This is a genomic window from Streptomyces sp. SAI-127 (genome assembly GCF_029894425.1).
Classification (GTDB): domain Bacteria; phylum Actinomycetota; class Actinomycetes; order Streptomycetales; family Streptomycetaceae; genus Streptomyces.
Map to the genome: position 1 here is coordinate 4345449 of NZ_JARXYJ010000001.1, position 26582 is coordinate 4372030.

General features: G+C 71.5%; 27 protein-coding genes. 7 read left to right on the plus strand and 20 right to left on the minus strand.

Going from position 1 to position 26582, the window contains the following annotated elements:
- Positions 1–204: 204 nt before the first annotated feature.
- Positions 205–816 carry a response regulator transcription factor gene (locus tag M2157_RS19645; protein WP_003948568.1) on the minus strand — a complete coding sequence of 204 codons (612 nt, stop codon included), beginning with the start codon at positions 814–816 and terminating at the stop codon, positions 205–207.
- Between the two features lie 381 nt (positions 817–1197).
- On the opposite strand from M2157_RS19645, the gene M2157_RS19650 reads away from it, so the two are divergent.
- A complete protein-coding gene (locus tag M2157_RS19650; RefSeq protein WP_007384136.1) occupies positions 1198–1524 on the plus strand; it encodes a WhiB family transcriptional regulator in 327 nt (108 codons plus the stop codon).
- A gap of 56 nt (positions 1525–1580) precedes the next feature.
- Here the strand turns inward: M2157_RS19650 and M2157_RS19655 are convergent, their stop codons facing one another.
- The gene (locus tag M2157_RS19655; protein WP_280863061.1) at positions 1581–2477 is read right to left on the minus strand and encodes a LysR family transcriptional regulator; all 897 of its coding nucleotides are present in this window, start codon (positions 2475–2477) and stop codon (positions 1581–1583) included.
- Between the two features lie 80 nt (positions 2478–2557).
- On the opposite strand from M2157_RS19655, the gene M2157_RS19660 reads away from it, so the two are divergent.
- The 3 genes from M2157_RS19660 (at position 2558) to M2157_RS19670 (ending at position 4961) form a co-directional block, all read left to right on the plus strand.
- Positions 2558–3226 (plus strand): MOSC domain-containing protein, encoded by a 669-nt coding sequence (locus tag M2157_RS19660; protein WP_280863062.1) that lies wholly within the window; start codon positions 2558–2560, stop codon positions 3224–3226.
- A 51-nt stretch (positions 3227–3277) separates the two neighbouring features.
- Positions 3278–4051 (plus strand): SDR family oxidoreductase, encoded by a 774-nt coding sequence (locus M2157_RS19665; RefSeq protein WP_280863063.1) that lies wholly within the window; start codon positions 3278–3280, stop codon positions 4049–4051.
- Between the two features lie 220 nt (positions 4052–4271).
- Positions 4272–4961: an ester cyclase gene (locus M2157_RS19670; protein ID WP_280863064.1), complete on the plus strand. Its 690-nt coding sequence runs from the start codon at positions 4272–4274 to the stop codon at positions 4959–4961.
- Positions 4962–5041: 80 nt separating this feature from the next.
- Here M2157_RS19670 and groL read toward each other — a convergent pair whose 3' ends face one another.
- The 4 genes from groL to M2157_RS19690 all read right to left on the minus strand — a co-directional run bounded on the left by groL (position 5042) and on the right by M2157_RS19690 (position 8988).
- Positions 5042–6667 carry a chaperonin GroEL gene (gene groL, locus M2157_RS19675; protein WP_057607862.1) on the minus strand — a complete coding sequence of 542 codons (1626 nt, stop codon included), beginning with the start codon at positions 6665–6667 and terminating at the stop codon, positions 5042–5044.
- A gap of 112 nt (positions 6668–6779) precedes the next feature.
- Positions 6780–7088, minus strand: coding sequence for a co-chaperone GroES (gene groES, locus M2157_RS19680; RefSeq protein WP_028807844.1), 309 nt, complete (start codon positions 7086–7088; stop codon positions 6780–6782).
- Between the two features lie 200 nt (positions 7089–7288).
- Positions 7289–8098, minus strand: a complete 810-nt coding sequence (locus tag M2157_RS19685; protein ID WP_280865846.1) for a polysaccharide deacetylase family protein — start codon at positions 8096–8098, stop codon at positions 7289–7291.
- On the minus strand, positions 8095–8988 hold the full coding sequence (locus M2157_RS19690) for a polysaccharide deacetylase family protein (RefSeq protein WP_280868244.1): 894 nt from the start codon (positions 8986–8988) through the stop codon (positions 8095–8097). Before M2157_RS19690 ends, M2157_RS19685 begins: the two co-directional genes overlap by 4 nt.
- A gap of 138 nt (positions 8989–9126) precedes the next feature.
- Here M2157_RS19690 and M2157_RS19695 point away from each other — a divergent pair, with 138 nt between their 5' ends.
- Positions 9127–10320, plus strand: a complete 1194-nt coding sequence (locus M2157_RS19695; RefSeq protein WP_280865847.1) for a class I SAM-dependent methyltransferase — start codon at positions 9127–9129, stop codon at positions 10318–10320.
- A 222-nt stretch (positions 10321–10542) separates the two neighbouring features.
- Here M2157_RS19695 and M2157_RS19700 read toward each other — a convergent pair whose 3' ends face one another.
- The 6 genes from M2157_RS19700 to M2157_RS19725 all read right to left on the minus strand — a co-directional run bounded on the left by M2157_RS19700 (position 10543) and on the right by M2157_RS19725 (position 17415).
- Positions 10543–11751 (minus strand): sigma-70 family RNA polymerase sigma factor, encoded by a 1209-nt coding sequence (locus M2157_RS19700; protein WP_280868246.1) that lies wholly within the window; start codon positions 11749–11751, stop codon positions 10543–10545.
- Between the two features lie 104 nt (positions 11752–11855).
- Positions 11856–12212 carry a YciI family protein gene (locus M2157_RS19705; protein WP_037719081.1) on the minus strand — a complete coding sequence of 119 codons (357 nt, stop codon included), beginning with the start codon at positions 12210–12212 and terminating at the stop codon, positions 11856–11858.
- Positions 12213–12337: 125 nt separating this feature from the next.
- A complete protein-coding gene (locus M2157_RS19710; RefSeq protein WP_280865849.1) occupies positions 12338–13729 on the minus strand; it encodes an FG-GAP-like repeat-containing protein in 1392 nt (463 codons plus the stop codon).
- A gap of 81 nt (positions 13730–13810) precedes the next feature.
- The gene (locus M2157_RS19715; RefSeq protein ID WP_280865850.1) at positions 13811–14845 is read right to left on the minus strand and encodes an LCP family protein; all 1035 of its coding nucleotides are present in this window, start codon (positions 14843–14845) and stop codon (positions 13811–13813) included.
- Positions 14846–14918: 73 nt separating this feature from the next.
- A complete protein-coding gene (locus M2157_RS19720; RefSeq protein ID WP_280865851.1) occupies positions 14919–16262 on the minus strand; it encodes an endo-1,4-beta-xylanase in 1344 nt (447 codons plus the stop codon).
- An 82-nt stretch (positions 16263–16344) separates the two neighbouring features.
- The gene (locus M2157_RS19725; RefSeq protein WP_280863070.1) at positions 16345–17415 is read right to left on the minus strand and encodes a LacI family DNA-binding transcriptional regulator; all 1071 of its coding nucleotides are present in this window, start codon (positions 17413–17415) and stop codon (positions 16345–16347) included.
- A gap of 128 nt (positions 17416–17543) precedes the next feature.
- On the opposite strand from M2157_RS19725, the gene M2157_RS19730 reads away from it, so the two are divergent.
- Positions 17544–19856, plus strand: a complete 2313-nt coding sequence (locus tag M2157_RS19730) for a glycoside hydrolase family 3 N-terminal domain-containing protein (protein WP_280863071.1) — start codon at positions 17544–17546, stop codon at positions 19854–19856.
- 110 nt (positions 19857–19966) lie between these two features.
- Here M2157_RS19730 and M2157_RS19735 read toward each other — a convergent pair whose 3' ends face one another.
- The 4 genes from M2157_RS19735 to tsaB are packed head-to-tail and all read right to left on the minus strand — an operon-like array spanning position 19967 to position 22506.
- The gene (locus tag M2157_RS19735; RefSeq protein WP_280865852.1) at positions 19967–20224 is read right to left on the minus strand and encodes a hypothetical protein; all 258 of its coding nucleotides are present in this window, start codon (positions 20222–20224) and stop codon (positions 19967–19969) included.
- Positions 20221–21306, minus strand: a complete 1086-nt coding sequence (tsaD, locus tag M2157_RS19740; protein ID WP_280863072.1) for a tRNA (adenosine(37)-N6)-threonylcarbamoyltransferase complex transferase subunit TsaD — start codon at positions 21304–21306, stop codon at positions 20221–20223. The genes M2157_RS19735 and tsaD overlap by 4 nt, the downstream gene beginning before the upstream one ends.
- On the minus strand, positions 21299–21853 hold the full coding sequence (gene rimI / locus M2157_RS19745) for a ribosomal protein S18-alanine N-acetyltransferase (protein ID WP_280863073.1): 555 nt from the start codon (positions 21851–21853) through the stop codon (positions 21299–21301). The genes tsaD and rimI overlap by 8 nt, the downstream gene beginning before the upstream one ends.
- On the minus strand, positions 21850–22506 hold the full coding sequence (gene tsaB, locus M2157_RS19750; RefSeq protein ID WP_280863074.1) for a tRNA (adenosine(37)-N6)-threonylcarbamoyltransferase complex dimerization subunit type 1 TsaB: 657 nt from the start codon (positions 22504–22506) through the stop codon (positions 21850–21852). Before tsaB ends, rimI begins: the two co-directional genes overlap by 4 nt.
- 179 nt (positions 22507–22685) lie before the next feature.
- Between tsaB and M2157_RS19755 the strand changes: the two genes are divergently transcribed.
- Entirely contained in the window at positions 22686–23249 is a 564-nt protein-coding gene (locus M2157_RS19755) for a hypothetical protein (protein WP_280863075.1), read from the plus strand.
- Between the two features lie 4 nt (positions 23250–23253).
- Here M2157_RS19755 and M2157_RS19760 read toward each other — a convergent pair whose 3' ends face one another.
- From M2157_RS19760 to alr, 4 genes are all read right to left on the minus strand, one after another.
- Complete coding sequence (locus M2157_RS19760; protein ID WP_280863076.1) at positions 23254–23424, minus strand: hypothetical protein; 171 nt, start codon at positions 23422–23424, stop codon at positions 23254–23256.
- A gap of 155 nt (positions 23425–23579) precedes the next feature.
- Positions 23580–24083: a tRNA (adenosine(37)-N6)-threonylcarbamoyltransferase complex ATPase subunit type 1 TsaE gene (gene tsaE, locus M2157_RS19765; protein ID WP_069762847.1), complete on the minus strand. Its 504-nt coding sequence runs from the start codon at positions 24081–24083 to the stop codon at positions 23580–23582.
- Positions 24058–25308, minus strand: a complete 1251-nt coding sequence (locus tag M2157_RS19770) for an alpha/beta hydrolase (RefSeq protein ID WP_280863077.1) — start codon at positions 25306–25308, stop codon at positions 24058–24060. The genes tsaE and M2157_RS19770 overlap by 26 nt, the downstream gene beginning before the upstream one ends.
- A gap of 73 nt (positions 25309–25381) precedes the next feature.
- Positions 25382–26551: an alanine racemase gene (gene alr / locus M2157_RS19775; RefSeq protein ID WP_280863078.1), complete on the minus strand. Its 1170-nt coding sequence runs from the start codon at positions 26549–26551 to the stop codon at positions 25382–25384.
- Positions 26552–26582: the final 31 nt, after the last annotated feature.

A 26582-nucleotide genomic window follows, 5' to 3' on the forward strand; every position in this document is an offset into this window, starting at 1 on the left:
TCCGCTCGACCGACTCGTCCCCGAGAGACTCCACATCTCCAAGGATGCGGCATCCGCCACGAAACAAGCAGCGGGGCATTGAAGGGGCCGCTCGTCCGCGCCCCGTCAGGGGCGCGGGGCGGCACCGATCTGCGGCTCCCGCCGCGTGGGCGCGACCAGCCACAACGGGCCCGCACCAATACGACGACCGATCCGACCGAGTTCCTAGCGAACCAGGCCCCACCGGAATCCGAGCGCCACGGCGTGCGCCCGGTCCGAAGCCCCGAGCTTCTTGAACAGCCGCCGGGCGTGTGTCTTGACGGTGTCCTCGGAGAGAAAAAGCTCACGCCCGATCTCCGCATTGGAGCGACCGTGACTCATGCCTTCGAGCACCTGGATCTCACGCGCGGTGAGAGTGGGCGCCGCACCCATCTCCGCCGACCGCAGCCGACGCGGGGCGAGCCGCCAGGTCGGGTCGGCGAGCGCCTGCGTCACCGTGGCGCGCAACTCCGCGCGGGAGGCGTCCTTGTGGAGGTAGCCCCGGGCGCCCGCGGCCACCGCGAGAGCGACCCCGTCGAGGTCCTCCGCGACGGTGAGCATGATGATGCGCGCACCGGGGTCCGCGGACAGCAGCCGCCGCACGGTCTCGACGCCGCCCAGACCGGGCATGCGTACGTCCATCAGAATCAGGTCCGAACGGTCCGCGCCCCAGCGGCGGAGGACTTCCTCGCCGTTGGCCGCGGTCGTCACGCGCTCGACGCCGGGCACGGTCGCGACCGCGCGGCGGAGCGCCTCTCGGGCAAGCGGGGAGTCGTCGCAGACGAGGACGGATGTCATGGCCGTCCTCCGCAGCTGATGCACGTCACCTTGAGCCTCCAGGCTGGTACGAAATCGTCACCTGTGCGGTCGACCGACTCGGACGCCTGTCCGAGCGCTTGTGTTTTCAACCGCCTCCGCACTCTCAACGACGGTCACCCGAAAGAGTTACGGGGCTGTGCGCTGTCTTCGGCACTCTACGTGAGGGCCCGGACACGGTGCAGACATGCACGGCGGACCCACAACGTTTCATCACAACCCATGCCCCATTCAGACCCTTTTCTTCCCATTTCCTGGTGTCTGAGGCTAGATTCGCAATGAGTCATATTTTCATCTCCTTAGATCGTAGATGTACGGTCGTGGACACCGTATCCGCCCAGAACGGCTACAAGGGGTCACGCAATGGCAGATTTCTCCCGCCTTCCCGGACCGAACGCGGACCTGTGGGACTGGCAGCTCCTGGCCGCCTGTCGCGGGGTGGACAGCTCGCTTTTCTTCCATCCGGAGGGCGAGCGCGGTGCGGCCCGGAGCGCTCGCGAGAACTCGGCCAAGGAGGTCTGCATGAGGTGCCCGGTGCGCGCGCAGTGCGCGGCGCACGCGCTCGCGGTGAGAGAGCCGTACGGCGTATGGGGCGGGCTGACCGAGGACGAGCGCGAGGAGCTCATGGGGCGGGCGCGGCACCGGCTGGTGTCCGCGTCGTCCGTGGGAAGCGGTGCATCGAACAACTGAAGGAACGTTTCTCCTAGAAGGGCACGCACGCGCGTGCCCTTCCCTGTTTTTTCGGCCTACCGGTCGGCCGCACGCGCCAGTTGCTCCAGCGTCGCCGCCACCGCCGGCACCTGGGCCAGATCGGGCAGCGTGAGCGCGACGATCTCCCGCCGGACCGCCGGTTCCAGCGTCACCGTGCGTGCACCTCGCGGCCGTACGGACTCGACCGCGAGCTGGGGCAGGACGGCGACGCCGAGGCCCGCGCCCACCAGGCCGACGACCGCCGGGTAGTCGTCGGTCGCGAAGTCGATGCGGGGCGTGAAGCCTGCGCCCTCGCACACCTCGACCAACTGGCCGCGGCAGCGCGGGCATCCGGCGATCCACGACTCCCCGGCGAGCTCCCCGATGGACACGGACCCCGCGCTCGCGAGCCGGTGCCGCTCCGGTACGAGGGCGACGAGCCGGTCGGTCAGCAGGTGCCGCACGACGAGGTCGTCCCACTCGTCCCCGCCGCCGGCCCCCTCGTACCGGAAGGCGAGCGCGATGTCGCAGTCGCCCTCCCGCAGCAGGCCGACGGACTGCGGGGGTTCGGCCTCCTCCAGAAAGACGCGGGTGCCGGGGTGGGCGGCGCGCAGGGCCGCGAGGGCGGTGGGGACGAGGGTGGAACTGCCGCTGGGGAAGGAGACGAGCCGGACGCGCCCGGCCCGCAGGCCGGCGATGGCGGCGACCTCCTCCTCCGCCGCCGTCAGCCCCGCCAGGATCCCGGCGGCGTGCCGCACCAGCGCCTGGCCCGCCTGCGTCAGCCGCATCTCGCGTCCGCTGCGGATGAGCAACGGCGTGCCCACGGACGTCTCCAGGGCCTTCATCTGCTGGCTGACGGCGGGCTGGGTGCAGCCCAGTTCACGTCCCGCGGCGGAGAAGGAGCCGGTCGCGGCGACGGCACGCAGAACACGGAGATGTCGGGCCTCGATCACCTTTCGAGGATAAGCCCTCCTTTGGTACGGAGCCGAATAATGTATGGCGTCTTTGGGTTCTGGTCCCCTACCGTGCCGCCATGGAGCTTCTGTCGGTGAATCTGGGCCGCGCCAAGGCCGTTGCGTACACGGACAACCCGGAGGGCGTCACCGGTATCGACAAGCGACCGGTCGACGGACCGGTGCGGGTGGCCGCGCCCGGTCCCAAGGGCATCGGCGGGAGCGGGCTCGCCGGGGACGCGGTGTGCAAGAAGCAGCACCACGGCGGCGACGACCAGGCCGTGTACGCGATGGCGCGCGAGGACCTGGACGAGTGGGAGGGCGAGCTGGGCCGCTCGCCGGCCAACGGCGCCTTCGGCGAGAACCTCACGACGCGGGGCATCGACGTCTCCGGCGCGCTGATCGGCGAGCGCTGGCGCATCGGCCCCGAGGTGGTGCTCGAGGTCACGAGCGCGCGCATCCCGTGCGGCACTTTCCAGGGCCACATGGACGAGAAGCGGTGGGTGAAGCGGTTCACGCAGAAGGGCGCGCCCGGGGCGTATCTACGGGTGATCCAGCCGGGCGAGATCCGGGCCGGGGACCCGATCGAGATCGTGCACCGGCCGGACCACGACGTGACGGTCGCCCTGGCGTTCCGGGCGATGACCACCGAACGGCCGCTCCAGCCACGGCTGCTGGCGGCGGGTGACGCACTCCATCCGGAGGTGCGGAAGTGGGCGCTCGAGTATGTGGAGAAATACGGCGCCTGACAGCGTCCTCCGCAAGCGGACGCTGTCCGTCCCGGTCATTAACCTTGCGCCATGACAACGGCATTGATTACGGGATCGACCGCGGGCATCGGTGCCGCGTTCGCACGACGGCTGGCGGCTGACGGGCACAACCTGGTGCTGGTGGCCCGCGACACCAAGCGGCTCCAGGAACAGGCGACCGAACTCCACGACCGCCACGGCATCGAGGCCGAGGTCCTCACCGCCGACCTCGCCACGGACCCCGGCATCGAGGCGGTCGCCGCCCGCCTCTCCGACCGCAGGTCCCCCGTCGACCTCCTCGTCAACAACGCCGGCTTCGGCAACAAGGGCCGCTATCTCGACGTCTCCATGGCCGACGAGCTGAAGATGCTCAAGGTGCACTGCGAGGCGGTGCTGCGACTGACGTCGGCGGCGACGGAGGCGATGCGGGAGCGGGGGCGCGGGGGTGTCGTGAACGTCGCGTCGGTGGCCGCGTTCGTGCCTCGTGGGACGTACGGCGCCTCGAAGGCGTGGGTCGTGCAGTTCACGCAGGGCGCGGCGAGGGATCTGGCGGGGAGCGGGGTCCGTCTGATGGCCCTGTGCCCGGGCTTCGTGCGGACCGAGTTCCACGAGCGGGCCGGGATGGGCACGGACAACATCCCCGGCTGGATGTGGCTCGACGCGGACAAACTGGTCGCCGCGGCCCTCACCGACCTGTCCCGCGGCAAGACCCTGTCGATCCCGGACCCGCGTTACAAGGCGCTCATGGGCTTGGTGAAGGTGGCGCCCCGGGGGTTGCTGGGCGGGATCACGTCCAGGACGGGGCGGAAGTACGGGCCGCAGTAGGGGCCCGGAGGGCCTCGCCGATCCACGGGACGGCCCGGGGTTCGACATGGGCCACAGCCCACCGAGTTCCACCGCGACGAAGAACGGCACGATCCACCGCGGGTGCAGCCCGCCCACGCCTCCGCTCGCCGGTGACGGCCAGCGCATGCCGACATGACGCCCAAGGGCGGACAATGGTGATGTTCGAGCCGGACCCAGGGGGGTCGGAGGCGATGGCGAGATGACGTTCGTACAGCTCATCGACTGCAGGACCAGCCGTTTCGACGAGATGGACCGGCTGATGGACACGTGGGTCGAGCAGACCAAGGGAAAGCGGACCGCGACGCATGCGGTGGTCGGCAAGGACCGGTCCGACGCGTCGCACTTCGTCGAGATCGTGGAGTTTCCGTCGTACGAGGAGGCGATGCGGAATTCCGGGCTGCCGGAGACGGAGCGGATCTTCCAGGGGATGCTCGCGCTGTGTGACGAGGCGCCGACCTTCACCGATCTGGACGTGGTGCGGGACGAGCAGCTCAACCCGGCCGTCGCGCGGGAGTTCTTCGAGCAGGCCGGGCGGGCCGGGACCGCGGAGCTGTTCACGCGGTTCACCGAGGACTACATGGACCACGATCCGGCCAATGCGGACGATCTGGGGCTCGCGGGCGCGCGCGAGGAGTACGAGGGGTGGCGGCGGGCCTTCGCCTTCACCTTCCGCGTGGACGACCAGATCGCCCAGGACGACCGGGTGTGCACCCGCTGGACCTGGGCCGGCAAGCACACCGGCGAGTTCGTGGGGATCCCGGCGAGCGGGCAGAACGTGACCATGACCGGGACCACCTGGCACCGGTTCCGGGACGGGCGGATCTGCGAGGGCTGGTGGCAGTACGACCGTGCGGGGCTGATGGAACAGCTGGGGGTGCTCGGCGAATGACGGCCCGATCCCTGTGACCCGCGAAGGGGAAAGCCCCCGTTCCCTCAGAGGGAACGGGGGCCTCCTTGCGAGCGCTGGGCTCAGTGGGAGTGGCCGTGGCCGTGACCACCGGCGGCCGGCTCCTCCTCTTCCTTCTTCTCGACGACCAGGGTCTCGGTCGTCAGAAGGAGGGAGGCGATGGAGGCGGCGTTCTCCAGGGCGGAGCGGGTGACCTTGACCGGGTCGATGACGCCGGCCTTGACCAGGTCGCCGTACTCACCGGTCGCGGCGTTGAAGCCCTGGCCCTTGTCGAGCTCGGCGACCTTGGCGGTGATGACGTAGCCCTCGAGGCCGGCGTTCTCCGCGATCCAGCGCAGCGGCTCGACGACGGCCTTGCGGACGACGGCGACACCGGTGGCCTCGTCGCCGGTCTTGCCGAGGCCGCCCTCGAGCACCTTGGCGGCGTGGACCAGAGCGGAGCCACCACCGGAGACGATGCCCTCCTCGACCGCGGCGCGGGTCGCGGAGATGGCGTCCTCCAGACGGTGCTTCTTCTCCTTCAGCTCCACCTCGGTGGCGGCGCCGACCTTGATCACGCACACGCCGCCGGCCAGCTTCGCGAGGCGCTCCTGGAGCTTCTCGCGGTCCCAGTCGGAGTCGGTGTTCTCGATCTCGGCCTTGATCTGGGCGACGCGGCCCGCGACCTCGGAGGAGTCGCCGGCACCGTCGACGACCGTGGTGTCGTCCTTGGTGACGGTGACGCGGCGCGCGGTGCCGAGCACGTCCAGGCCGACCTGGTCGAGCTTGAGGCCGACCTCCTCGGAGATGACCGTGGCGCCGGTGAGGACCGCCAGGTCCTGGAGCATCGCCTTGCGGCGGTCACCGAAGCCGGGGGCCTTGACGGCGACCGCGTTGAAGGTGCCGCGGATCTTGTTGACGACCAGGGTCGACAGGGCCTCGCCGTCGACGTCCTCGGCGATGATCAGCAGCGGCTTGGAGGCACCCGACTGGATGACCTTCTCGAGCAGCGGCAGCAGGTCCTGGATCGAGGAGATCTTGCCCTGGTTGATCAGGATGTACGGGTCGTCGAGGACGGCCTCCATACGCTCCTGGTCGGAGACCATGTAGGGCGACAGGTAGCCCTTGTCGAAGGCCATGCCCTCGGTGAAGTCCAGCTCCAGACCGAAGGTGTTGGACTCCTCGACGGTGATGACACCGTCCTTGCCGACCTTGTCCATCGCCTCGGCGATGAGCTCGCCGACCTGGCTGTCCTGGGCGGACAGACCGGCGACGGCGGCGATGTCGGACTTCTCGTCGATCGGGCGGGCGGTCGCGAGGAGCTCCTCGGACACGGCCTTGACCGCGGCGTCGATGCCCTTCTTCAGGGCGGCCGGGGAGGCACCCGCGGCGACGTTCTTCAGGCCTTCGCGGACCAGCGCCTGGGCCAGCACGGTGGCGGTGGTGGTGCCGTCACCCGCGATGTCGTTGGTCTTGGTCGCCACCTCCTTCACCAGCTGGGCGCCGAGGTTCTCGTACGGGTCCTCGATCTCGACCTCACGGGCGATCGTGACACCGTCGTTGGTGATGGTGGGAGCGCCGAACTTCTTGTCGATGACGACGTTGCGGCCCTTGGGGCCGATCGTCACCTTGACCGTGTCGGCAAGCTTGTTGACGCCGCGCTCGAGGGCGCGACGGGCGTCCTCGTCGAACTTCAGGATCTTCGCCATGGGAGCGTGAGCCCTCTCGGAAATCTAGGTGAAAAGAGACTGCGCCCCGGGCGCCCGGCTTGTTAGTGGTCGCGGGGGCCAGGGGCGCAGCTCAAAGAAATGCTGGGGTGAATTACTTCTCGATGATCGCGAGCACGTCGCGAGCCGAGAGGACGAGGTACTCCTCGCCGTTGTACTTCACCTCGGTGCCGCCGTACTTGCTGTACAGCACGATGTCGCCGGTCTGGACGTCGAGCGGCAGGCGCTCGCCGTTCTCGAAGCGGCCCGGGCCCACGGCCAGGACGACGCCCTCCTGGGGCTTCTCCTTGGCGGTGTCCGGGATGACCAGGCCAGAGGCGGTGGTCTGCTCGGCGTCGAGCGGCTGGACCACAATGCGGTCCTCGAGCGGCTTGATGGCAACCTTGGAGCTGGTGGTCGTCACGATCCGACCTCCCCCTTCGGAGATCACGGGGTTGACTGTCTGAGGTGGCGACCAGGTGGATCCGTCGTCGCGGGTGCCGGACCTGCCCGTCGCTGTGTTGGCACTCTCCAGGGGGGAGTGCCAGACCCGAGACTATGACCGTGATTAGCACTCGGTCAAGCGGAGTGCCAATCGCGTCTCCGGCCACGCCGCCGGAGCGCCTACAGATAGTCCTCCAGCCGTCCCACCGTCAGCCCGCGCCGCTCGATCTCCCGCAGCACCGTCGTCGTCCGTTCCGTCAGCGTCGGTCCCGAGGCCTCCCCCGATGCCACCGAGACGATGTCACCCGCCCGCAGCGGCCGCTGCGGCGCGCCACCCTCCACCGACACGCTCCACAGCACCACGGCCGAGAGTCCGCAGTCGGCCGCCGCGCGCAGGGTCGTGCGGTCGTACGTGCCATAGGGCGGCCGGAGCAGCCGCGGCCGGATCCCGAAGCGGGACCGCACCTTCTCCTGCTGGCCGCAGATCTCGGCGCGCTGGCCGGGGTACGGCAGACCGCGCAGGGCGGGGTGGTCGAGGGTGTGGTTCTGGATGCCGGCGCCGACCGACTGGAGACGCGCGAAGTGGCCGTACCCGGGGCCGACGACACTGTCCGTGAGGAACAGGCTGACCGGCAGCCGCAGTTCACGGACCATGTCGACGAACCGCGGATCCCTCTCGGCACCGTCGTCGTAGGTCAGGAAGACGACCTTGTCGGACGTCCCGACGCGCCTCACGACCGGCGGCAGGCCGTCCCGGCGCGCCGCCGCGCGCGCCGCCACCCGCGGGGGCGCCTTCAGCGGGGCCAGGAGACCCCAATGGCGGTACGGCCGCCCGTCCGCCCTGCTCTCCCCGCCGGGTCCGTCCGGTCCGTACGACCCCGCCCGCTGCGCCGCCTTCCTGCCCAGCCGTTCGATGGGATCGACGGACTGGGCACAGCCGGTGAGCAGTACGGCCGCCAGCCCCCCGGCGACCAGTGCCCGCGCTCTCACAGGTAGTCCTCGAGGCGGGCCACCGCGTACCCCTCGGCCGTGATCCTGTTCAGGAAGCGGCGGACCATGTCGGGCATCGTGCCCTTCCAGTCCTTCCGCCCCCGGAAGTGGCTGAGCACGATGTCGCCGGGGTGGATGTCCTGGTCCCACTCGCGGTACTCCCAGCGGTCGACGAAGACCTCTTCGTTCCAGATGGGCGCGTACTTGACGCCGCAGGACCTGGCCGCGCGCAGGGTGTCCTCGTTGTAGTTGCCGTAGGGCGGGCGGAAGAGCGTGGGCCGCTTGCCGAACCGCTTCTCGATGACGTCCTGCATCCCGCAGATCTCGCGCCGCTGGCGGGCGTACGACAGCGCGGGCAGGTAGGGGTGGTGGAGCGTGTGGTTGTTCAGTACGACCCCTGCGTCCCGCATCCTCGCGAAGTAGCCGTAGTCGTCCTTGACCAGGTAGTCGCTGAGGAAGGCGGTGTACGGGATCTTCAACTCGCTCATCATCCGAAGGAACGCGGGGTCCTTCTCGGCGCCGTCGTCGATGGTGAGGAAGACGATCTTCTGCTCGGTGGGGACCGTGGTGAAGACCGGCGGCAGCCCCTTCTCCTCGTGGCCGTCGACCTCGAAGCCGTGGCGGGTGGTGATGCGGGGCTTGGTCACGGGCGCCGGCGGGGCCGTCAGCGGGACCTCCTTCAGGCCCCAATGCCTGGCGGCGGCGATCCGGGTCTGCTCGGCGCGGAGCCGGGCGGCCCGGATACGGGTCTTGTCGGCCTGGAGGTCGGCGGCGGGTGCCGGGGGTGCCTTGAGGGGCCGCTGCGGCCGTACGCCGGTTCCGGCCGGGTCGGCACAGCCGGAGACCAGGGCGGCCACCGCCAGGAGGACGAGGCCGCCACGGATGGACACCGACGCCACCAACGCACCCTTTTTATACTTTTGTCCTACTGTTCCCATGAGGCCGGATCCTCGCAGGTCACGGCATCGCACCTGGGCCGACACCGCCGCCGGAAGCGGACCGTCCACCGACTGGCCCACAATGACCCGGTGAACGACCTCGCCCCCCTCCTCACCCCCGAGGGCCGTGCCCTCCTCGACGAAGTGCGCGGCACCGCCCCCGCCGACGAACTCGCCGTCGCCACCCGGCTGCGCCGCGGGCATCCCGCAGAACTCGTCTCCGCGGCGCTCGGCCAGGCCCGGTTGCGGCAGCGGGCAGCGGCCAAGTTCGGGGCCGAGGACGCGGAGCGGATGTTCTTCACGCCGAACGGCGTCGAGCAGTCGACCCGGGCGAGCGTGGCGGCCCACCGCGCCGAGCGCCTGCGGGCACTGGGCGTCACCTCCGTCGCCGACCTGTGCTGCGGGATCGGCGGGGACGCGATCGCGCTGGCCCGGGCCGGCATCCGGGTCCTCGCGGTGGACCGGGATCCGCTGACTTCGGCGGCCGCGCGGGCGAACGCGGACGCGCTGGGACTCGCCGGCCTGATCGACGTACGGGAGGCGGACGTCACGGAGGTCGACACGGCCTCGTACGACGCCGTGTTCGTGGATCCGGCGAGGCGGGGCGGGCGTGGCCGCATCTTCGATCCGGAGGCCTACTCGCCGCCCCTGTCGTGGGCGGTCCGGGCGGCTCTCAAGGCCCCGCACGCCGCGCTGAAGGTCGCGCCCGGCATCCCGCACGAGGCGGTTCCGGCGGAGGCCGAGGCGGAGTGGATCTCCGACGGCGGGGACGTGAAGGAGGCGGTGCTGTGGTTCGGCACGGCGCCGGGGGCCGTCCGGGCCACGCTGCTGCCGGGACCGCGGAGCCTGCTCGGCCGGGGGCTCCCCGACCCCGAAGTCCGTTCCGTGGGGAGGTACTTGTACGAGCCGGACGGCGCCGTCATCCGGGCCCATCTGGTGGCCGAGGCGGCCGAGGAGCTCGACGGCGGGCTGATCGACCCCACCATCGCCTACGTCACCGCGGACGCGCTGCGCGAGACCCCGTATGCCACGGCGTACGAGATCACCGACCGACTCCCCTTCAACGTGAAGAAGTTGAAGGCGCTGCTGCGGGAGCGGGAGGTCGGGATCCTGACCGTGAAGAAGCGCGGGTCGGCCGTCGAGCCGGAGGAGCTGCGGCGCAAGGCCCTTCCGAAGCCGCAGGGACCGCACTCCGTGACCGTGTTCCTGACCCGGGTCGCGGGGGCGCCGACCATGCTGATCGGCGCCCCCGCGAGGGCCGTCACCGGCGCCGGATCGTCCTGAGCGGCTTCAGGTGCGGGTCGGCGCCCACCGGCCCCAGCCTTGCCGCGGTGGCGGACCGGCCGTCGTCGGCGCGCAGGGCCTGGCTGCTCATCCGGGTGCTCGCGGGCTCGTCGCCGTTGTGGTGCGCCGTGCACGGCCCGCCGTTCGCGGCGATCGAGGCGCTCGCGGAGTGCCGCCGCGGCGCTCGCGACCGCGGTGGTGCTCGCCGCGTTCGGCAACGGATCACCGACCGCACTCCCGCGCCCTGTCCAGCAGCAGTTCCCGCTCCCGTTCGTTGCGGGTCAGCGCGGCCGCCCGCTCGAACTCGGCCCGTGCCTGCGTCGTACGTCCGAGGCGGGCCAGGAGGTCGCCGCGCACGCTCGGCAGCAAGTGGTAGTCGGCCAGGGCGGGTTCGCCGGTGAGGGCGTCGACGATCTCCAGGCCCGGGCCCGGCCCCTCGGCCATCGAGACGGCGACCGCGCGGTTGAGTTCGACGACCGGGGAGGGGGCGCGGGCGGCGAGCAGGGCGTAGAGGGTGGCGATGGCCGGCCAGTCGGTCTCGTCGTAGGAGTACGCGTGCGCGTGGCAGGCGGCGATGGCGGCCTGGAGGACGTAGGGGCCGGGGGCGCCCGCGGCCGTGGCGTCCGCGCGGCCCAGGGCCTTGATGCCGCGGGCGATGAGCATGCGGTTCCAGCGGCTGCGGTTCTGGTCCTTGAGGAGGACCGGCTCGCCCCGCGGTCCGGTGCGGGCGGCCGTGCGTGAGGCCTGGAACTCCAGCAGGGCCGCGAGGCCGTGCACTTCGGGTTCCTTGGGCATGAGGGCGGACAGCAGGCGGGCCAGCCGCAGGGCGTCCTCACACAGGGAGGGGCGCAGCCAGTCGTCGCCTGCCGTGGCCGCGTACCCCTCGTTGAAGATCAGGTAGATGACGTCCAGGACGGAACCGAGGCGGGCCTCGCGGTCGGGGCCGTAGGGCACCTCGAAGGCGATGTTCTTCGTGGCGAGGGTCCGCTTGGCGCGCACGATGCGCTGGGCGACCGTCGCCTCCGGGACGAGGAAGGCGCGGGCGATCTCGGGAGTGGTCAGGCCGCCGAGCAACCGCAGGGTGAGAGCGGTGCGGGCCTCGGCGGACAGCACCGGGTGACAGGTGGTGAAGACGAGCCTGAGCAGGTCGTCGTCGATGTCCTCGGGGTCGGACGGCTCCTCCGGCGGCGCGGTCTCCGACAGGTCCCGGCCGATCTCGGCCAGCTTGCGGGCGTAGTTCTCCCGGCGGCGGACCAGGTCCACGGCCCGTCGGCGCGCGATGGCCATGAGCCAGGCGCCCGGGTTGTCGGGGACGCCGTCGCGCGGCCACTGCTCCAGCGCGGCGACCAGGGCGTCCTGGGCGAGCTCCTCGGCGATGCCGACGTCCCTGACGACACGGGTGACACCGGCGATGATGCGCGGCGACTCCATGCGGAAGACGGTCTCGACGGAGGCACGGGCGTCGGCTTCGGGGGGCTGTGTGGTCACAGCCCCCCATTCGACACCCGTACGGCCCCGCAGCCAAGGAAGAGGGCTCAGCCCTCCGCGATCTCCCGCACCTCGCAGGTGACCGTCCAGTGCTCCTCGTGCACCTTCAGGAAGCGCTTGGTCCACTCGATCGCCTCGGCCATGTCCTTGGCCTGGACGATGGCGTACCCCCCGACGACCTCCTTGGCCTCGGTGAAGGGCCCGTCGGTCACCGACAGCTGCCCCTTCTCCCACCGCACCCGCGCCCCCTGCGCGGTCGGCGTCAGCCCGGCGGTGTCCAGCAGCACCCCGGCCTTCGTCATCTCCTCGATCAGCTCGCCCATCCGCTGCATCAGCGCGTCGCTGGGGCCCTCGGCGGGGGCGGTCTTCTCGTCGATCTGGACCATCGACAGGTAACGCGGCATGGTGACTCCTCGGTCACTACGGGGCCGGTCCTTCCCGGCCTCTCACCAGAGCGTCGATCGGGAGAGGCCGGGATCGACAGACTCCGCGGATTTCTCCGGAGATTTTTTCCCAGGGCCCTGACCTGCTACGACAGCGACCCGCCGAACCACGCCTTCGCGTACGGCGCCCCGATCGTCCGCCCGCCGAAGGTGAACGCCGCGTCCGTCACGATGCCCGTCGGACGCCCCCGCAGCGACCAGACCGCGCCGTCACCGGAGTTCTCGTGGGGCGCCGCCGCCGCGAGGTCCGCGTAGCCGTTGCGGTTGATGTCGAGGAGGCTGACCGTGCCGCCGAAGCTGTCGCTCGGCTCCACGGCACCGGGGACGCCCTTGGTGTTCTGGGTGAAGCCCTGGGCGCCCTTGCCGGTCAGGCCGCCACGGCTGCCGTACAGGATGCTGACCATGCCCGCCCCGTCGTCGTAGCCGAGCTCCTCACCGGGCGCGCCCACGGCCACGTCGTCGTAGCCGTCGCCGTTGACGTCACCGGCCGCCACCGCGGCGCCGAAGTAGTCCTCGCTCTCCTTGCCGCCGGGGACGCCGTCCGTGTTCTGGCTGTACGTCTTCCAGGTGGACGCGGCCGAGAGGCCGGACGCCGAGCCGGCGGCCACGGTGATCGTCGACCGGTCCTCGTCGCCCCGGACGAGGTCGTCGTAGCCGTCGCCGTTGACGTCACCGAAGGTCACCCCGCCGAAGCCCCGGGGAGCCTCGGCGGACGTGAAGGTGTCTCCGGAGGCGGAGGCCAGGTAGAAGCTCGAGCCGAAGCCGCCGTCGCCGGTGTAGAGGTTCAGCGCGAGGTCGTCGCGGCCGTCGCCGTTGACGTCCCCGGCCGCGGTGTCCAGCACGTCGGCGAACTGGAAGTCCTTCGGGCCGAAGGCCTTCGTGGCGGCCGGCTTGCCGGTCCGGGAGAGCGGGCCCCTCCATACGGTGGCCGTGGTGCCGAACGGGTCGTCCACCTGGGAGCGGCCCCCGCGGAACAGGACGAGGTCCTGCTTGCCGTCGCCGTCGAAGTCGCCGGCCTGGGTGACCGCGGCGGGTACGGACACACCGCCGGACAGGCCGCTCTTGCCGCCCCAGACGACGACGGCGTCCCGGACGGGGGAGCTCTGCCCGATGACCAGGTCGGTGCGTCCGTCACCGTCCAGGTCGCCCTTGGACAGCTGGATGCCGAAGTCCTCGCCCGCTGCGGGGCTGCCCGGTATGCCGCTGGTGGCGCGGCTGATGATCGTCCGGTGGTCCTTGGTCAGGCCGTGCGGGCCGCCGTACATGACGGCGACGTAGCCCGCCCCCTTCTGGCCGCCGACCGTGGCGGTGGGGGCGCCGACGGCGAGGTCCTTGTAGCCGTCGCCGTTGAAGTCGTCCTGGACGGAGTTCGGGGCGGCCGCCGCGGCACTGGCCGTCAGGGCGGGGATACCGCCGAGCGCCAGCGCACCGGCGACGAGCGGCACGGACAAGGCTTTGTACGAACGCGACATGGACATCGGAAATCCCCCTGGTTACGGCAGTGCGATCACCGCAAGAGACCGTCCGGGGCGCCCGATGGTTGCATCCATCGGTTCACTTCAGCGCAGGGACTCCCACAGCTCACTCGCCGCCGGTTCCTTCGCCACCACCCGGTTGGGGTTCGAGGGCGCGGTCACGACCGGCATGGTCACCGTCTTCACCTCGTCGCTCGACAGGCCCTTCAGGCTTTCGCCGAGGCTCATCAGCTCTGTCAGGGAGTCGAGGCCCGTGTCGGTGGTGAGACTGCCGGTGATCGCGTCGGCGACGGAGTACAGCTTGGTGGGGCTGGTCAGCAGGTTCGTCGAGGAGATCTGCTCCAGCAGCGCCCTCACCAGCTTCTGCTGGAGGCCTATGCGGCCCAGGTCGCTGCCGTCGCCGATGCCGTGCCGGGTGCGGGCGAACGCGAGGGCCCGCTTGCCGTTCAGGTGGTGGGTGCCCGCCTTCAGGGTGAGGTGGCTGTCGTCGTCGTCGATGTCCTCGTCCGTGGTCACCGTGACCCCGCCGAGCGCGTCGACCAGCTTCGCGAAGCCCGAGAAGTCGATCTCGATGTAGTGGTCCATGCGGACGTCCGTGATCGACTCGACCGTCTTGACCGCGCACACCGGACCGCCCACCGAGTAGGCGCTGTTGAACATCGCGCCGTACGCCATCGAGGTGGAGCCCCCGCTCTCCAGGGGGCACGACGGACGGGTGACGAGGGTGTCGCGCGGGATGCTGACGACCGTCGCCGCGGTGCGGCCCGCGTCGATGTGCACGACCATCGCGGTGTCGGACCGGGCGCCGGTGCTGCTGCCGCCCCCGAGTGCCTGGTTCTCCTTGCCGCTGCGCGAGTCGGAGCCCAGGACCAGGATGTTCACCGCCTCCGTGGGCAGCGGTGCCTCCTGCGAGGCCGACGGGGTCGGGGTCGGCTTCACGGGGCGGTCGTCGCCGAGCGCGCTGTTGATGTCGACGCTCTTGATGTTGCTGTTGAGGTGCCAGTACGCCCAGCCCGCCGCGGCGCATCCCAGGACAAGCGTGCCCGCGAGCGTGAGGCCGACGGCCTTCAGTACCCTCGGCCGCCGACCCACTCGTCTGTCCTCGTCGTCTCCCGTCACAGGGAGGAACGTACGTCCGAATTATTACGAGGAAGGCCTCCTGGGCGGCTTTCTTCGGAAAATCTCAGACTTCTCATTCCAGCGTCACGGCCGGTACCGGATTGCCGCCGCTCCACGAGGCGTTGAATCCGAAGGTCACCGAACCGCCGTCCGGCACGGTCCCGTTGTAGGCGGCGTTCGCGCAACTGACCGCGGTCCCCGACTGGGTGCAGGCCGCGTTCCAGGCCTGGGTGATCCGCTGCCCGGCGCCGTAGGTCCAGCCGACCTTCCACGACGAGAGTGCGGCACCCGAGCAGGAGATCTTCACCTGTCCCGTGAAGCCGGTGTTCCACTGACTGGTCACGCTGTAGGCCGCGGTGCACGCGCCGGTCGGCGGAGGCGTGGTCGTGCCGCCGAGCGCCTCCGCGATCGCGTGGTACGCCGGTTTCGGCGCGTAGTTCTCGTCGTACGGCGTCGCCGCGCCCTCCCCCGGGAAGGTGCTCGGGATCCAGGAGTCGGAGTCGGTGAAGCCCCAGACGGTGACGCCGGCGCAGCGCGCGACCGCCACGCACGCGTTCATGACGGCCTTGTAGTCGGCGGCCTGCTGCGCGAGCTTCGTGCTGTCGGAGGGCAGCGCCATCCGGATGTCCAGCTCGGTGATCGCCACGTCGACTCCGAGGTCGGCGAAGCGCTGGATGTTCTGCTGGAGGGTGGAGGGGACCTGGCCGACGATCAGATGGGCCTGGAGCCCGACCCCGTCGATCGGGACGCCCTGCTCCTTCAGCGACTTGACCAGGTTGTAGAGGGCCGTGGACTTCGCGTTGACGCCCTCGACGTTGTAGTCGTTGATGTACAGCTCGGCGGCCGGGTCGGCGGCGCGGGCGGCGGTGAGGGCCTGGGCGATGTAACCGGTGCCGAGGCCGTTGTACCAGAGGGTCTGGCGGTAGGAGCCGTCCTCGTTGAAGGGCTCGTTGACGACGTCCCAGGCGGCAAGGCGGCCCTTGTAGCGGCCGACCTCCAGCGCGATGTGGTCGTTCATCAGCCGGCCCAGCTGGGCCGCGGTCCAGGTGCCGTTCGTCAGCCAGCCCGGGTTCTGGCTGTGCCAGACCAGGGTGTGGCCCCGCACCTGCTGACCGTGGGCCTCGGCGAAGTTCACGATCTGGTCGGCCTCGGCCCAGTCGTAGCTGCCCCGGGCCGGCTCGACCGAGCCCCATTTCATGGCGTTGCCGGGAGTCAGCGAGTTGAACTGCGCCCCGGCGAGGTCGCCGTAGGTGCCGGTGAGCTTGGAGCCGGTGACGGCCGTGCCCATGACCTTGCCCTTGGCGGCGGCGAGGTCGCGCAGGGGTACGTCGGCGGCGCTCGCCGTGGGGGCCGGGGCGAGCAGCACTAGGCCGCTCAAGAGGGACACAAGGGATAAGCCGGTTCTCAGAGATCTCATTGCGGGTGCCTCCGAAAGTTTCGGTCGTGCAACCGATTGGCTTCGGAGGAGTGTGGGTGCACGCACCCCACCCGTCAATGGCTCACCCCTCGGCCTCAGCCGTACTGCTGCGCACCACCAGGCTCGTCGCCAGCTCCACGCGGGTCGCCGCCGGGCTCCCGCCGTCCCGCCCCAGGTCCAGCACCAGCTTCGCCGCGGCCTCGGCCATCTCGGTCAGCGGCTGCCGTACGGTCGTGAGCGGCGGCCCCACCCAGGGCGCCACGGGAAGATCGTCGAACCCGACCACGCTCAGGTCCTCCGGGATGCGCAGCCCCAGCTCGCGGGCCGCCTCGTACAGACCGAGCGCCTGGAGGTCGTTTCCGGCGAAGACCGCGGTGGGCCGGTCGGGGCGGCGCAGGAGGTCCAGGCCCTGGCGGTAGCCGGTCTCGTGGTGGAAGTCGCCGGCCATGATCAGCCCGGGGTCGACGGGCAGCCCAGCTGTCTCCAGGGCGGCCCGGTAGCCGTCGATGCGGGCACGGCTGCACATCATGCGGGAGGGGCCGGTGATCGCCCCGATCCTGCGGTGCCCGAGCTCGACGAGGTGCCGGGTCGCGGCGAGCCCGCCCTGCCAGTTGGTCGCGCCGATGGAGGGCACGTCGGCGCCCGGATCGCCGGCCGGGTCCATCACCACGAACGGGATCGACCTGCTGCTCAGCAGCGCGCGCTGGGACTCGTCGAGCCCGGACAGCACGAGGATCACGCCGTAGGGGCGGCGGGCGGCGACCTGGTCGGCCCAGGTGCGCCCGGGGGTGAGCCGTCCCGCGCTCTCGCTCAGCACGACGCTGAGCCCGGCGTCACGGGCCACGTTCTCCACGCCCCGGATGACCTCCATCGCCCACGCGCTCTCCAGCTCGTGGAAGACCAGGTCGATCAGGGGCGAACGGCTCGCCTCGGCGCGCCGGCGCCGGTAGCCGTGCGCGCGCAGCAGGCCTTCGACGCGGGCGCGGGTCGCGGGCGCGACGTCGGCCCGGCCATTGAGGACCTTCGAAACTGTCGGCGCCGAAACGCCGGCCTCCCGGGCGATCTCGGCGAGCGTGGCGGTCTGCGGCGACCGGCCGGCCGTCGAGGATGTCGGGGAAGTCGTCCGGGTTTCTGCGGGCTCCGGGGGTGTCATGGCGGCGATCGTATCCCTGCGCGACCTCTTGACGAACCCTCCTGGCGGCCCTAGGTTCCCAAAACATTCGGATTACATATCGAAACATTCGTGAAGTCGGCCCGACAGTCGAGCCCGACAGGAGTTACATGACCACCGCGCCCTGGCGTGACCCCGCCCTGACCGCCTCCGCCCGCGTCGACGACCTCCTCTCCCGGATGACCCTTCAGGAGAAGACCGCCCAGCTCTACGGCGTGTGGGTGGGCGCCAGCACGGACGGGGACGGAGTCGCCCCCCTCCAGCGCGAGATGACCGCCGACTACGACTGGGACGAGCTGATCACCCGGGGCCTGGGCCAGCTCACCCGCCCCTTCGGCACCGCCCCCGTGGACCCGGCGCTGGGCGCGCAGGCACTGGCCCGCGCCCAGCGCCGTATCACCGAAGCGGGCCGTTTCGGCATCCCGGCACTGGCCCACGAGGAGTGCCTGGCCGGCTTCACCACCTGGCGGGCCACCGCCTATCCGGTCCCGCTCGCCTGGGGCGCGAGCTGGGACGCCGGCCTGGTCGAGGAGATGGCCGGTGCCATCGGCCGCGACCTGCGCGCGGTCGGTGTCCACCAGGGTCTGGCCCCCGTTCTGGACGTCGTCCGCGACCCGCGCTGGGGACGGGTCGAGGAGACGATCGGCGAGGACCCGTATCTCGTGGGCACGATCGGCGCCGCGTACGTGCGGGGTCTGGAGTCGGCGGGCATCGTCGCCACACTCAAGCACTTCGCCGGGTACGCCTCCTCGGCCGGCGCCCGCAACCTCGCGCCCGTGCGCGCGGGCGTACGGGAGTTCGCCGACATCACCCTGCCGCCCTTCGAGTTCGCCCTGCGCGAGGGCGGGGCCCGTTCGGTGATGGCCGCGTACACCGACACGGACGGCGTCCCGGCCTCCGCCGACCCCGGCCTGCTGACCGAACTCCTGCGCGAGGAATGGGGGTTCACCGGCACGGTGGTCGCCGACTACTTCGGCGTCGGCTTCCTCCAGAGCCAGCACCGGATCGCCGGCACCGAGGCGGGCGCGGCCCACGCGGCCCTCGCGGCGGGCCTCGACGTCGAACTGCCCACCCTCAAGTGCTACGGCACCCCCCTGATCGATGCCGTCCGCGCGGGCGAGATCCCCGAGTCCCTGATCGACCGGGCGGCCCGCCGGGTCCTGCTGCAGAAGTGCGAGCTGGGCCTCCTGGACGAGGACTGGAACCCGGAACCCACCGAGCGGATCGACCTGGACTCGACGGCGAACCGCGCCCTGGCCCGCCGCCTCGCCGAGGAGTCGGTGGTGCTGCTGGACAACCCGGACGGCCTGCTCCCGCTGGCCCCCGACACCCGGATCGCGGTCGTCGGCCCCCGCGCCGCCGACGCCCTCGCCATGCTGGGCTGCTACTCCTTTCCCTCCCACGTCCTCACCCACCACACCGACGTCCCGATGGGCATCGAGATCCCCACGGTCCTGGAGGCCCTGCGCACCGAACTCCCCGACGCCAAGGTGACGTTCACCGAGGGCTGCGGGGTCGACGAGCCGGACACCGGGGGCTTCGAGGAGGCGGTGGCCCGGACCGCGGAGGCGGACGTCTGCGTGGCGGTGCTCGGCGACCGGGCGGGCCTCTTCGGCCGGGGCACGTCGGGCGAGGGCTGCGATGTGACGGACCTGAGCCTGCCGGGCGTCCAGGGGGAGTTGCTGGACTCACTGGTCGCGACCGGTGTCCCGGTCGTGCTGGTCCTGCTGACCGGCCGTCCCTACGCGCTCGGCCGCTGGCAGGGCCGGCTCGGCGCGGTCGTCCAGGCGTTCTTCCCCGGCGAGGAGGGCGGCCCGGCCGTCGCCGGAGTGCTGTCGGGCCGGGTCAACCCTTCGGGCCGCCTCCCGGTGAGCGTCCCGCAGGTGCCCGGCGGCCAGCCGTGGACCTACCTGCAGCCGCCGCTCGGCCTCGCGGGCGAGGTCAGCAACCTGGACCCGACCCCGCTGTACGCGTTCGGACACGGGCGCTCCTACACGGAGTTCGTGTGGGAGGACTTCACGGGCGGCGGGGCACGGGAGGAGATCGGCACGGACGGCACCCACGAGGTGTCGCTGACCGTGCGCAACGCGGGGGAACGGGCGGGCGCCGAGGTCGTCCAGCTGTATCTGCACGACCCGGTCGCCTCGGTGACCCGCCCGGACGTCCGTCTGATCGGCTATCAGCGGCTGGAGCTGGAGCCGGGCGAGTCCCGTCGTGTGACCTTCCGCTTCCACGCCGAACTGTCGGCGTTCACCGACCGCAAGGGCCGCCGCGTCGTCGAACCGGGCGACCTGGAACTGCGGCTGGCGGCGTCGAGCGCGGAGGTCCGGCACACGGCACTGCTGCATCTGACGGGCCCGGTACGGGAGTTGGGCCCGGACCGCCGGCTGCGCTGCGAGACGGAGGTGTCGCCGACGGAGTGAGCTCCGACCAACTCGTCGCCGGGCACGGGCAGTTCGGGGAGCTGGGCGTCATGGACCGCGTCACCGCAGTGGGGACCGGACCGTCGGCTGCGTTGCCTGACGGACTGAGCTCAGTCCGTGCCCAGCGACTCGAACCGCCACCGGTGCACCGGCCGGGCGGCCAACCCGCCATCGGGCTCGGGCAGTTCGGGGAGCTGGGCGTCGTGGGCCGCGTCCCACCACGTGACGACCAGGACGCGGTCCTGCGGCGCCCGGAAGGTCTCGCGCCGCAACGGCCGTAGGGGAAGCTCCTGTCGGCGGGCCCAGGCGAGCAGTTCCTCGCCCCGCCCCTCGGCAGCCCGGGCCTCCCACATCAGCGCGACCGTCACGAGTAGAGGTTCTCCTTGCTGACCTCGTGCACATGGTCGTGGCCCGGCACGTGCGGGTCGGTCACCGGGAGGGAGGAGTCGGCGGAGAGGTCCCAGCTGGACGCGGACCGCCCCCGGGCGACCATCTCCGCACCCAGCGCCGCCACCATCGCGCCGTTGTCCGTGCACAGCTTGGGCCGCGGTACCCGCAGCCGGATCCCGGCGGCCTCGCAGCGCTCCAGGGCCAGGGCCCGCAGCCGCGAGTTGGCGGCCACACCGCCGCCGATCATCAGGTGGTCGACGCCCTCGTCCTTGCAGGCCCGCACGGCCTTGCGGGTCAGCACGTCCACGACCGCCTCCTGGAAGGAGGCCGCCACGTCACGCACCGGCACCTCCTCGCCCGCGGCCCGCTTCGCCTCGATCCAGCGGGCGACCGCCGTCTTGAGGCCGGAGAAGGAGAAGTCGTACGCCGGGTCGCGCGGCCCGGTCAGACCGCGCGGGAACGCGATCGCCGACGGGTCGCCCTCGCGCGCGTACCGGTCGATGACCGGACCGCCGGGAAAGCCGAGGTTCAGCACCCGGGCGATCTTGTCGAAGGCCTCGCCGGCCGCGTCGTCGATGGTCGCGCCCATCGGCCGTACGTCGGAGGTGATGTCGCTCGACAGCAGCAGCGAGGAGTGCCCGCCGGAGACGAGCAGCGCCATCGTCGGCTCGGGCAGCGCGCCGTGCTCCAGCTGGTCCACGCAGATGTGGGAGGCGAGGTGGTTGACGCCGTAGAGGGGCTTGCCGAGAGCGTAGGCGTACGCCTTCGCCGCGGAGACCCCGACGAGCAGCGCGCCGGCGAGTCCGGGACCCGCGGTGACGGCGATCCCGTCGAGGTCACGCGCGCTCACCCCGGCCTCCTTCAGGGCGCGCTCGATGGTCGGCACCATCGCCTCGAGGTGCGCCCTGCTGGCCACCTCCGGCACCACGCCGCCGAACCGGGCGTGCTCGTCGACGCTGGACGCGATGGCGTCGGCCAGCAGGGTGGTCCCCCGGACGATGCCGACGCCGGTCTCGTCACAGGAGGTCTCGATGCCCAGGACAAGCGGTTCGTCAGCCATTGATCTCGGTTCCTCGTTCGGATGTCGACACCGCGGCGGAGCCGCTGTCGGATGCTGTGGTCAGTCGCATGACCAGGGCGTCCACGTTGCCCGGCTGGTAGTAGCCGCGGCGGAACCCGATGGCCTCGAAGCCGAAGCGCTCGTAGAGCTTCTGGGCGCGGATGTTGTCGATCCGGCACTCCAGCATCACTTCGGCGCACTCGAAGGCGGTCGCGGCCCGCAGCAGCTCGGTCAGCAGCACCGAGCCGAGTCCGGTGCCCCAGTGGTCGCGGGCGACGGCGATCGTCTGGACGTCGGCCCCCGCGGCGGAGCCGCTATCGGATGCAGTGCCGGCGGAGGCGAGTCCGGCGTATCCGACGAGCCGTTCCCCCTCCTCGGCCACCACGTACCGCCGGGTGGCCTCGGGGCCCCGGGAGTGCGCGAGTTCGGACCAGAACATGCCCCGGGACCAGGCGTCCTCCGGGAAGAGGTCCTTCTCCAGCTCCAGGACGGAATCGATGTCCCACCACCGCATCTCGCGCAGCACGGGAGTCACAGGTGTGGTCACTTGGGGGTGACCACCTTGTAGTTCTTGGGAACCTGGGCGTCGGGCCGCCGCAGATACAGCGGCCGCGGCGCGGGCAGTTCCTCCCCGGCCTCGATCCGCTCGGCGGCGAGGGAGGCGAGGGCGGCCGCGGAGACGTGCTCGGGCTCGCGGGCGTCGGGGAAGGTGTCGGGGTAGAGCAGCGCCCCGGCGCCGACGGCGGGCAGCCCCTTGACCTGCTCGGCGATGTCGGCGGGCCGGTCGACGGAGGGTTCACCGGTCCGGGTACGGGAGTTCTCGTACCGCGCCCAGTAGACCTCCTTGCGCCGCGCGTCGGTCGCCACGACGAAGGGGCCCTCGCCGGGGTCGGCCGCATAAGCGAGTCCGTCCAGGGTGCACATCCCGTGCACGGGGATCCCGAGGGCGAGCCCGAAGGTGTCGGCGGTCATGAGCCCGACGCGCAGCCCGGTGTAGGGCCCGGGCCCGGTCCCCACGACGATCGCGGTGACCGCGTCCAGCTTCACCCCCGCGTCCGCGAGCACCCGGTCTACGGCCGGCAACAACAGCTCCCCGTGCCGACGCGCGTCCACCTGGCGGAACGAGGCGACGACATCACGCCCGTCGTGCAGGGCGACGGTCACGGCGGGGGTGGCGGTATCCAGAGCGAGCAAGAGCACGCAAACAGCCTACGGCTCCGGGGAGCCCGAGGCGGCCGCAGGCCGCACAGGGACGGGCGCGGGGCGGTATCGACATGCGGCTCTGCCGCGCGGGCGCGACCGGCCGCAGCGGCGGTGCACCCGGCCCACAACCTGCTACCGTCACCACAAATTAGGACTAAATACTCAAGAGGTAACCGGTGGCATCCAGCAGCGCAGGCTTCGTAACCGCCCTCACCACAGCGGCCCTCGCGACGGTCGGCTTCCTCGGATACCAGGCCTACGCAGCGACCCCCGCCCACCTCACCAAGGCCCGCGCGAACGGCACCCCGGCGATCACCGCCCCGAAGGCCCCGGGGGGCGGGAAGAACGCCGCCCTCCTGCCGCCGGGCTCCGGCACGGGCGCCCGCGTCGTGTACTCCCTGAGGGGCCACCGCGTCTGGCTGGTCGGACTCGGCGACAAGGTGATCCGCACCTTCAAGGTCACCCCGGGAAACATCGCCCCCGCCCCCGGCGTCTACGCGGTCACCTCCCGCTCCAACGCCGTGACCGGCACCGACGGCACCCCCATCGAACACGTGGTCCGCTTCACCAGCGTCGACGGCGTGGCGATCGGCTTCAGCGCGGCCGTGCGGGACGCGGCGCCTCCCGCCGACTTCACCCCGACCACCGTGCGCACGGGCGGCATCCGGGAGTCGCGTGCGGACGGCGACGTGATGTGGACCTTCGCGACGATCGGCGCGACGGTCGCGGTGATCCCGTAAGCCTTCAGGCTGCTTTCGGACGCTCCGCGGCCGCCCGCACGGTCTCCGGATCGGGCATCCGCGGCGGTGTCGAGACGGCTTCCGCCGCCGCACAGGACGCCAGCAGATCACGCATGGACACGCCGCCGACGAGCGCGTACGGCTGCGGACGGGGCCGGTTCTCGGTGGCCGACATGGACGCCTCCTGAAGTTCGGGGGCGGGCGTAGTTAGGCACACCTAACTACGGGCTGGGTATCATGTGACCACGCACAGGACGGCAAACGCAATATCTTGCCGACGGTTTGTCGGAACGTTCACACAAAAGGTCCGGGGGAGCCTGCGGCGGGCTGTCAGGCCGTGAGCACGCTGAGGTCGGCCGCGGTCCACCGCTCCCCGACCGGGGTCAGCGTCACGTGCCGCACCTCGTCGGTCGTGTCACCGACCGCGCGGTGGATCTGCACCTGGAGCCGGTCGTCGGTCAGTTCCTCGACCTTGCCCTCGCCCCACTCCACGACGATCACCGATTCCGGCAGCGACACGTCGAGATCGAGGTCCTCCATCTCGTCGAGCCCGCCCCCCAGGCGGTACGCGTCGACGTGGACGAGCGGCGGCCCGTCCCCCAGGGACGGATGCACGCGGGCGATCACGAAGGTCGGCGAGGTCACGGCCCCCCGCACCCCGAGCCCCTCGCCGAGACCCCGGGTCAGCGTCGTCTTGCCCGCGCCGAGCTCTCCGCTGAGCATCACCAGGTCGCCGGCGCGCAGCAGTTTGGCGAGCTTCAGGCCCAGCTCGCGCATCTGCTCGGGGGAGGTGACGGTCAGCTCGGTCTCAACCGGGTTGCGCGGTGCTTCCATAACCGCCAACGGTAGCCCCTGCGGGCACCGCACCCGCGCGGGTGAGCAGGTCGGCGAGGCGGTCGGTGACCACTTCCGGGTGCTCCAGCATGACCAGGTGCCCGGCGTCCGGGACCAGCACCAGCTCCGCCTCCGGCAGCAGGGAGGCGATCGCCTCGCTGTGCTCGCTGGGCGTGACCATGTCCCCGACCCCGGCCAGTACGAGGACCGGCTTGTCCGCGAAGTGGGCGAGGGCGGCGGTCTTGTCGTGGTTGTCGAACGCCGGGTAGTACTCGGCGACCACATCGATCGGGGTGCCCTCGATCATCCGCTCGGCGAACCGCACGACGGCCGGGTCGACGTCCCGGGACGCGAAGGAGTAGCGCTTGATGATCCCGGCGAACAGGTCGGCGGTGGCCCGCCGCCCCTTCTCCACCAGGTCGGCACGCTGTCCCAGCGCCTTGAGGACGCCCGGCAGCACTCGTCGTACGACGTTGACGCCGGCGACGGGCAGCCCGAAGTTGACCTCCCCGAGCCGTCCGGACGACGTGCCGACCAGGGCCACGGCCACCACCCGGTCGCGGATCAGCTCGGGGTACTGGTCGGCCAGCGCCATGACGGTCATCCCGCCCATGGAGTGTCCGACGAGCACGATCGGCCCCTCGGGGACGGTCGCGTCGATGACGGCTTTCAGGTCGCGCCCGAGCTGCTCGATGTCGACGGGCACCCCGTCCCGCACCTGCCGCGTGCCCCGCCCGGACCGCCCGTGGCTGCGCTGGTCCCAGTGCACGGTCCGTACGACGCCCCTGAGCGCCGCGCGCTGGAAGTGCCAGGAGTCCTGGCTGAGGCAGTAGCCGTGACTGAAGACGACGGTGACGGGGGCGGGGGCCTTGCGCCCGAACAGCCGGCGCCGGCGCGGCGACAGCGCGGGCACGGCTTCCGGGTCGACGTCGTCGACCTCGTAGTACAGCTCGGTGCCGTCGTCGGCCTGCGCCTTGCCGGGGGTGCCGCGCAGCGAGCCGTACGGCCCGGTCGAGTCGAGGGCGAGCCGCGCCTTCTGCCGCATCCCGCGCCCGACGGTGAGCCGCTCGACGGCTACACCGGCCGCGGCGCCCGCGGCGATCACGCCTATCGCGGCGCCGGCGATCCCGGTCGCCCGGCGCCATCCGGCGCCCGCCCCCGTCGCGGAGGCGAGGGCCACCGAAGCGGCGGCGTCGACGACGGCCTCCGCACTGCTCTCGCTCACGTACCGCTCCTGTTCGCTGGGTCGGGTGATACCGGTGTGGCCGGACTCGCTGTTCTCGCGCGCACTGTTGCGCTTACCCCGCTTGTTCCTCATTCACATAGACGCGGGGGACGCGCGTTCCGATGCGGGTCACGATTTCGTACGCGATGGTGCCCGAGGCCTGCGCCCAGTCCTCGGCGGTGGGCTCGCCCCGGTCGCCGGGACCGAAGAGCACGGCCCGGGTGCCGGTGGCGGGCTCGTCGCCGCCGAGGTCGACGACGAACTGGTCCATGGCGATCCGCCCGGCGACCGTCCGCCACTTGCCCTCGACCAGTACCGGTCCGGCGCCGGAGGCATGCCGCGGGATGCCGTCCGCGTAACCGACGGGCACCAGGCCGAGGGTCGTGGCGCCCGGGGTGACGTAGCGATGGCCGTAACTGACGCCATGGCCGCCCGGAACATGCTTGACCAGCGCGATCGACGCGGACAGCGTCATCACCGGGCGCAGTCCGAAGTCGGCGGGGCCGCCGAGCTCGGGGCTGGGCGAGATGCCGTAGACCGCGATCCCGGTCCGGACGAGGTCGAAGTGGCTCTCCGGAAGCGTGAGCGTGGCGGGCGAGTTGGCGATGTGCCGCACCTCGGGGCGCACGCCCTGCCCTTCGGCGTACGCCAGCATCTCCCGGAAGAGGGTGAGCTGGGCGGCGATGGAGGGATGCCCGGGCTCGTCGGCGCAGGCGAAGTGCGACCAGACGCCGGTGACGCGCAGGAGGCCTTCGGACTGGGCGCGCAGGGCCTCGGCGACCAGCTCGGCCCAGTCCTCGCCCGGCTGGCAGCCGCTCCGCCCGAGTCCGGTGTCGGCCTTGAGCTGCACGCGCGCGGGAAGGCCGGCCTCGCGGGCCGCGGCGACGAGCTCCCGCAGCGCCCACATTCCGCTGACGGACACGTCGAGGTCGGCCTCGATCGCTTCCCGCCAGGGCCCGCCGGGAGTCCACAGCCAGCACATGATCCGCCCCGGCAGTCCCGCCTTCCGCAGCGCGAGAGCCTCCTCCGGCGTGGCGGTCCCGAGCCAGCTCGCGCCCGCCTCGACCGCGGCGCGGGCGCACGGCACCGCGCCGTGGCCGTAGGCGTCGGACTTGACCACGGCCATGACGGCGGCTCCCGACGCGCGGGCGCGCAGGGCCCGCACGTTGGCCCGCAGCGCGGCCAGGTCGATCTCGGCGCGGGCGCGCAGCGGTGCGGTCGGGGCAGTTGCTGTCTCGTTCATGGCGCCCCCAGTGTCTCAGAGGCGACTGACA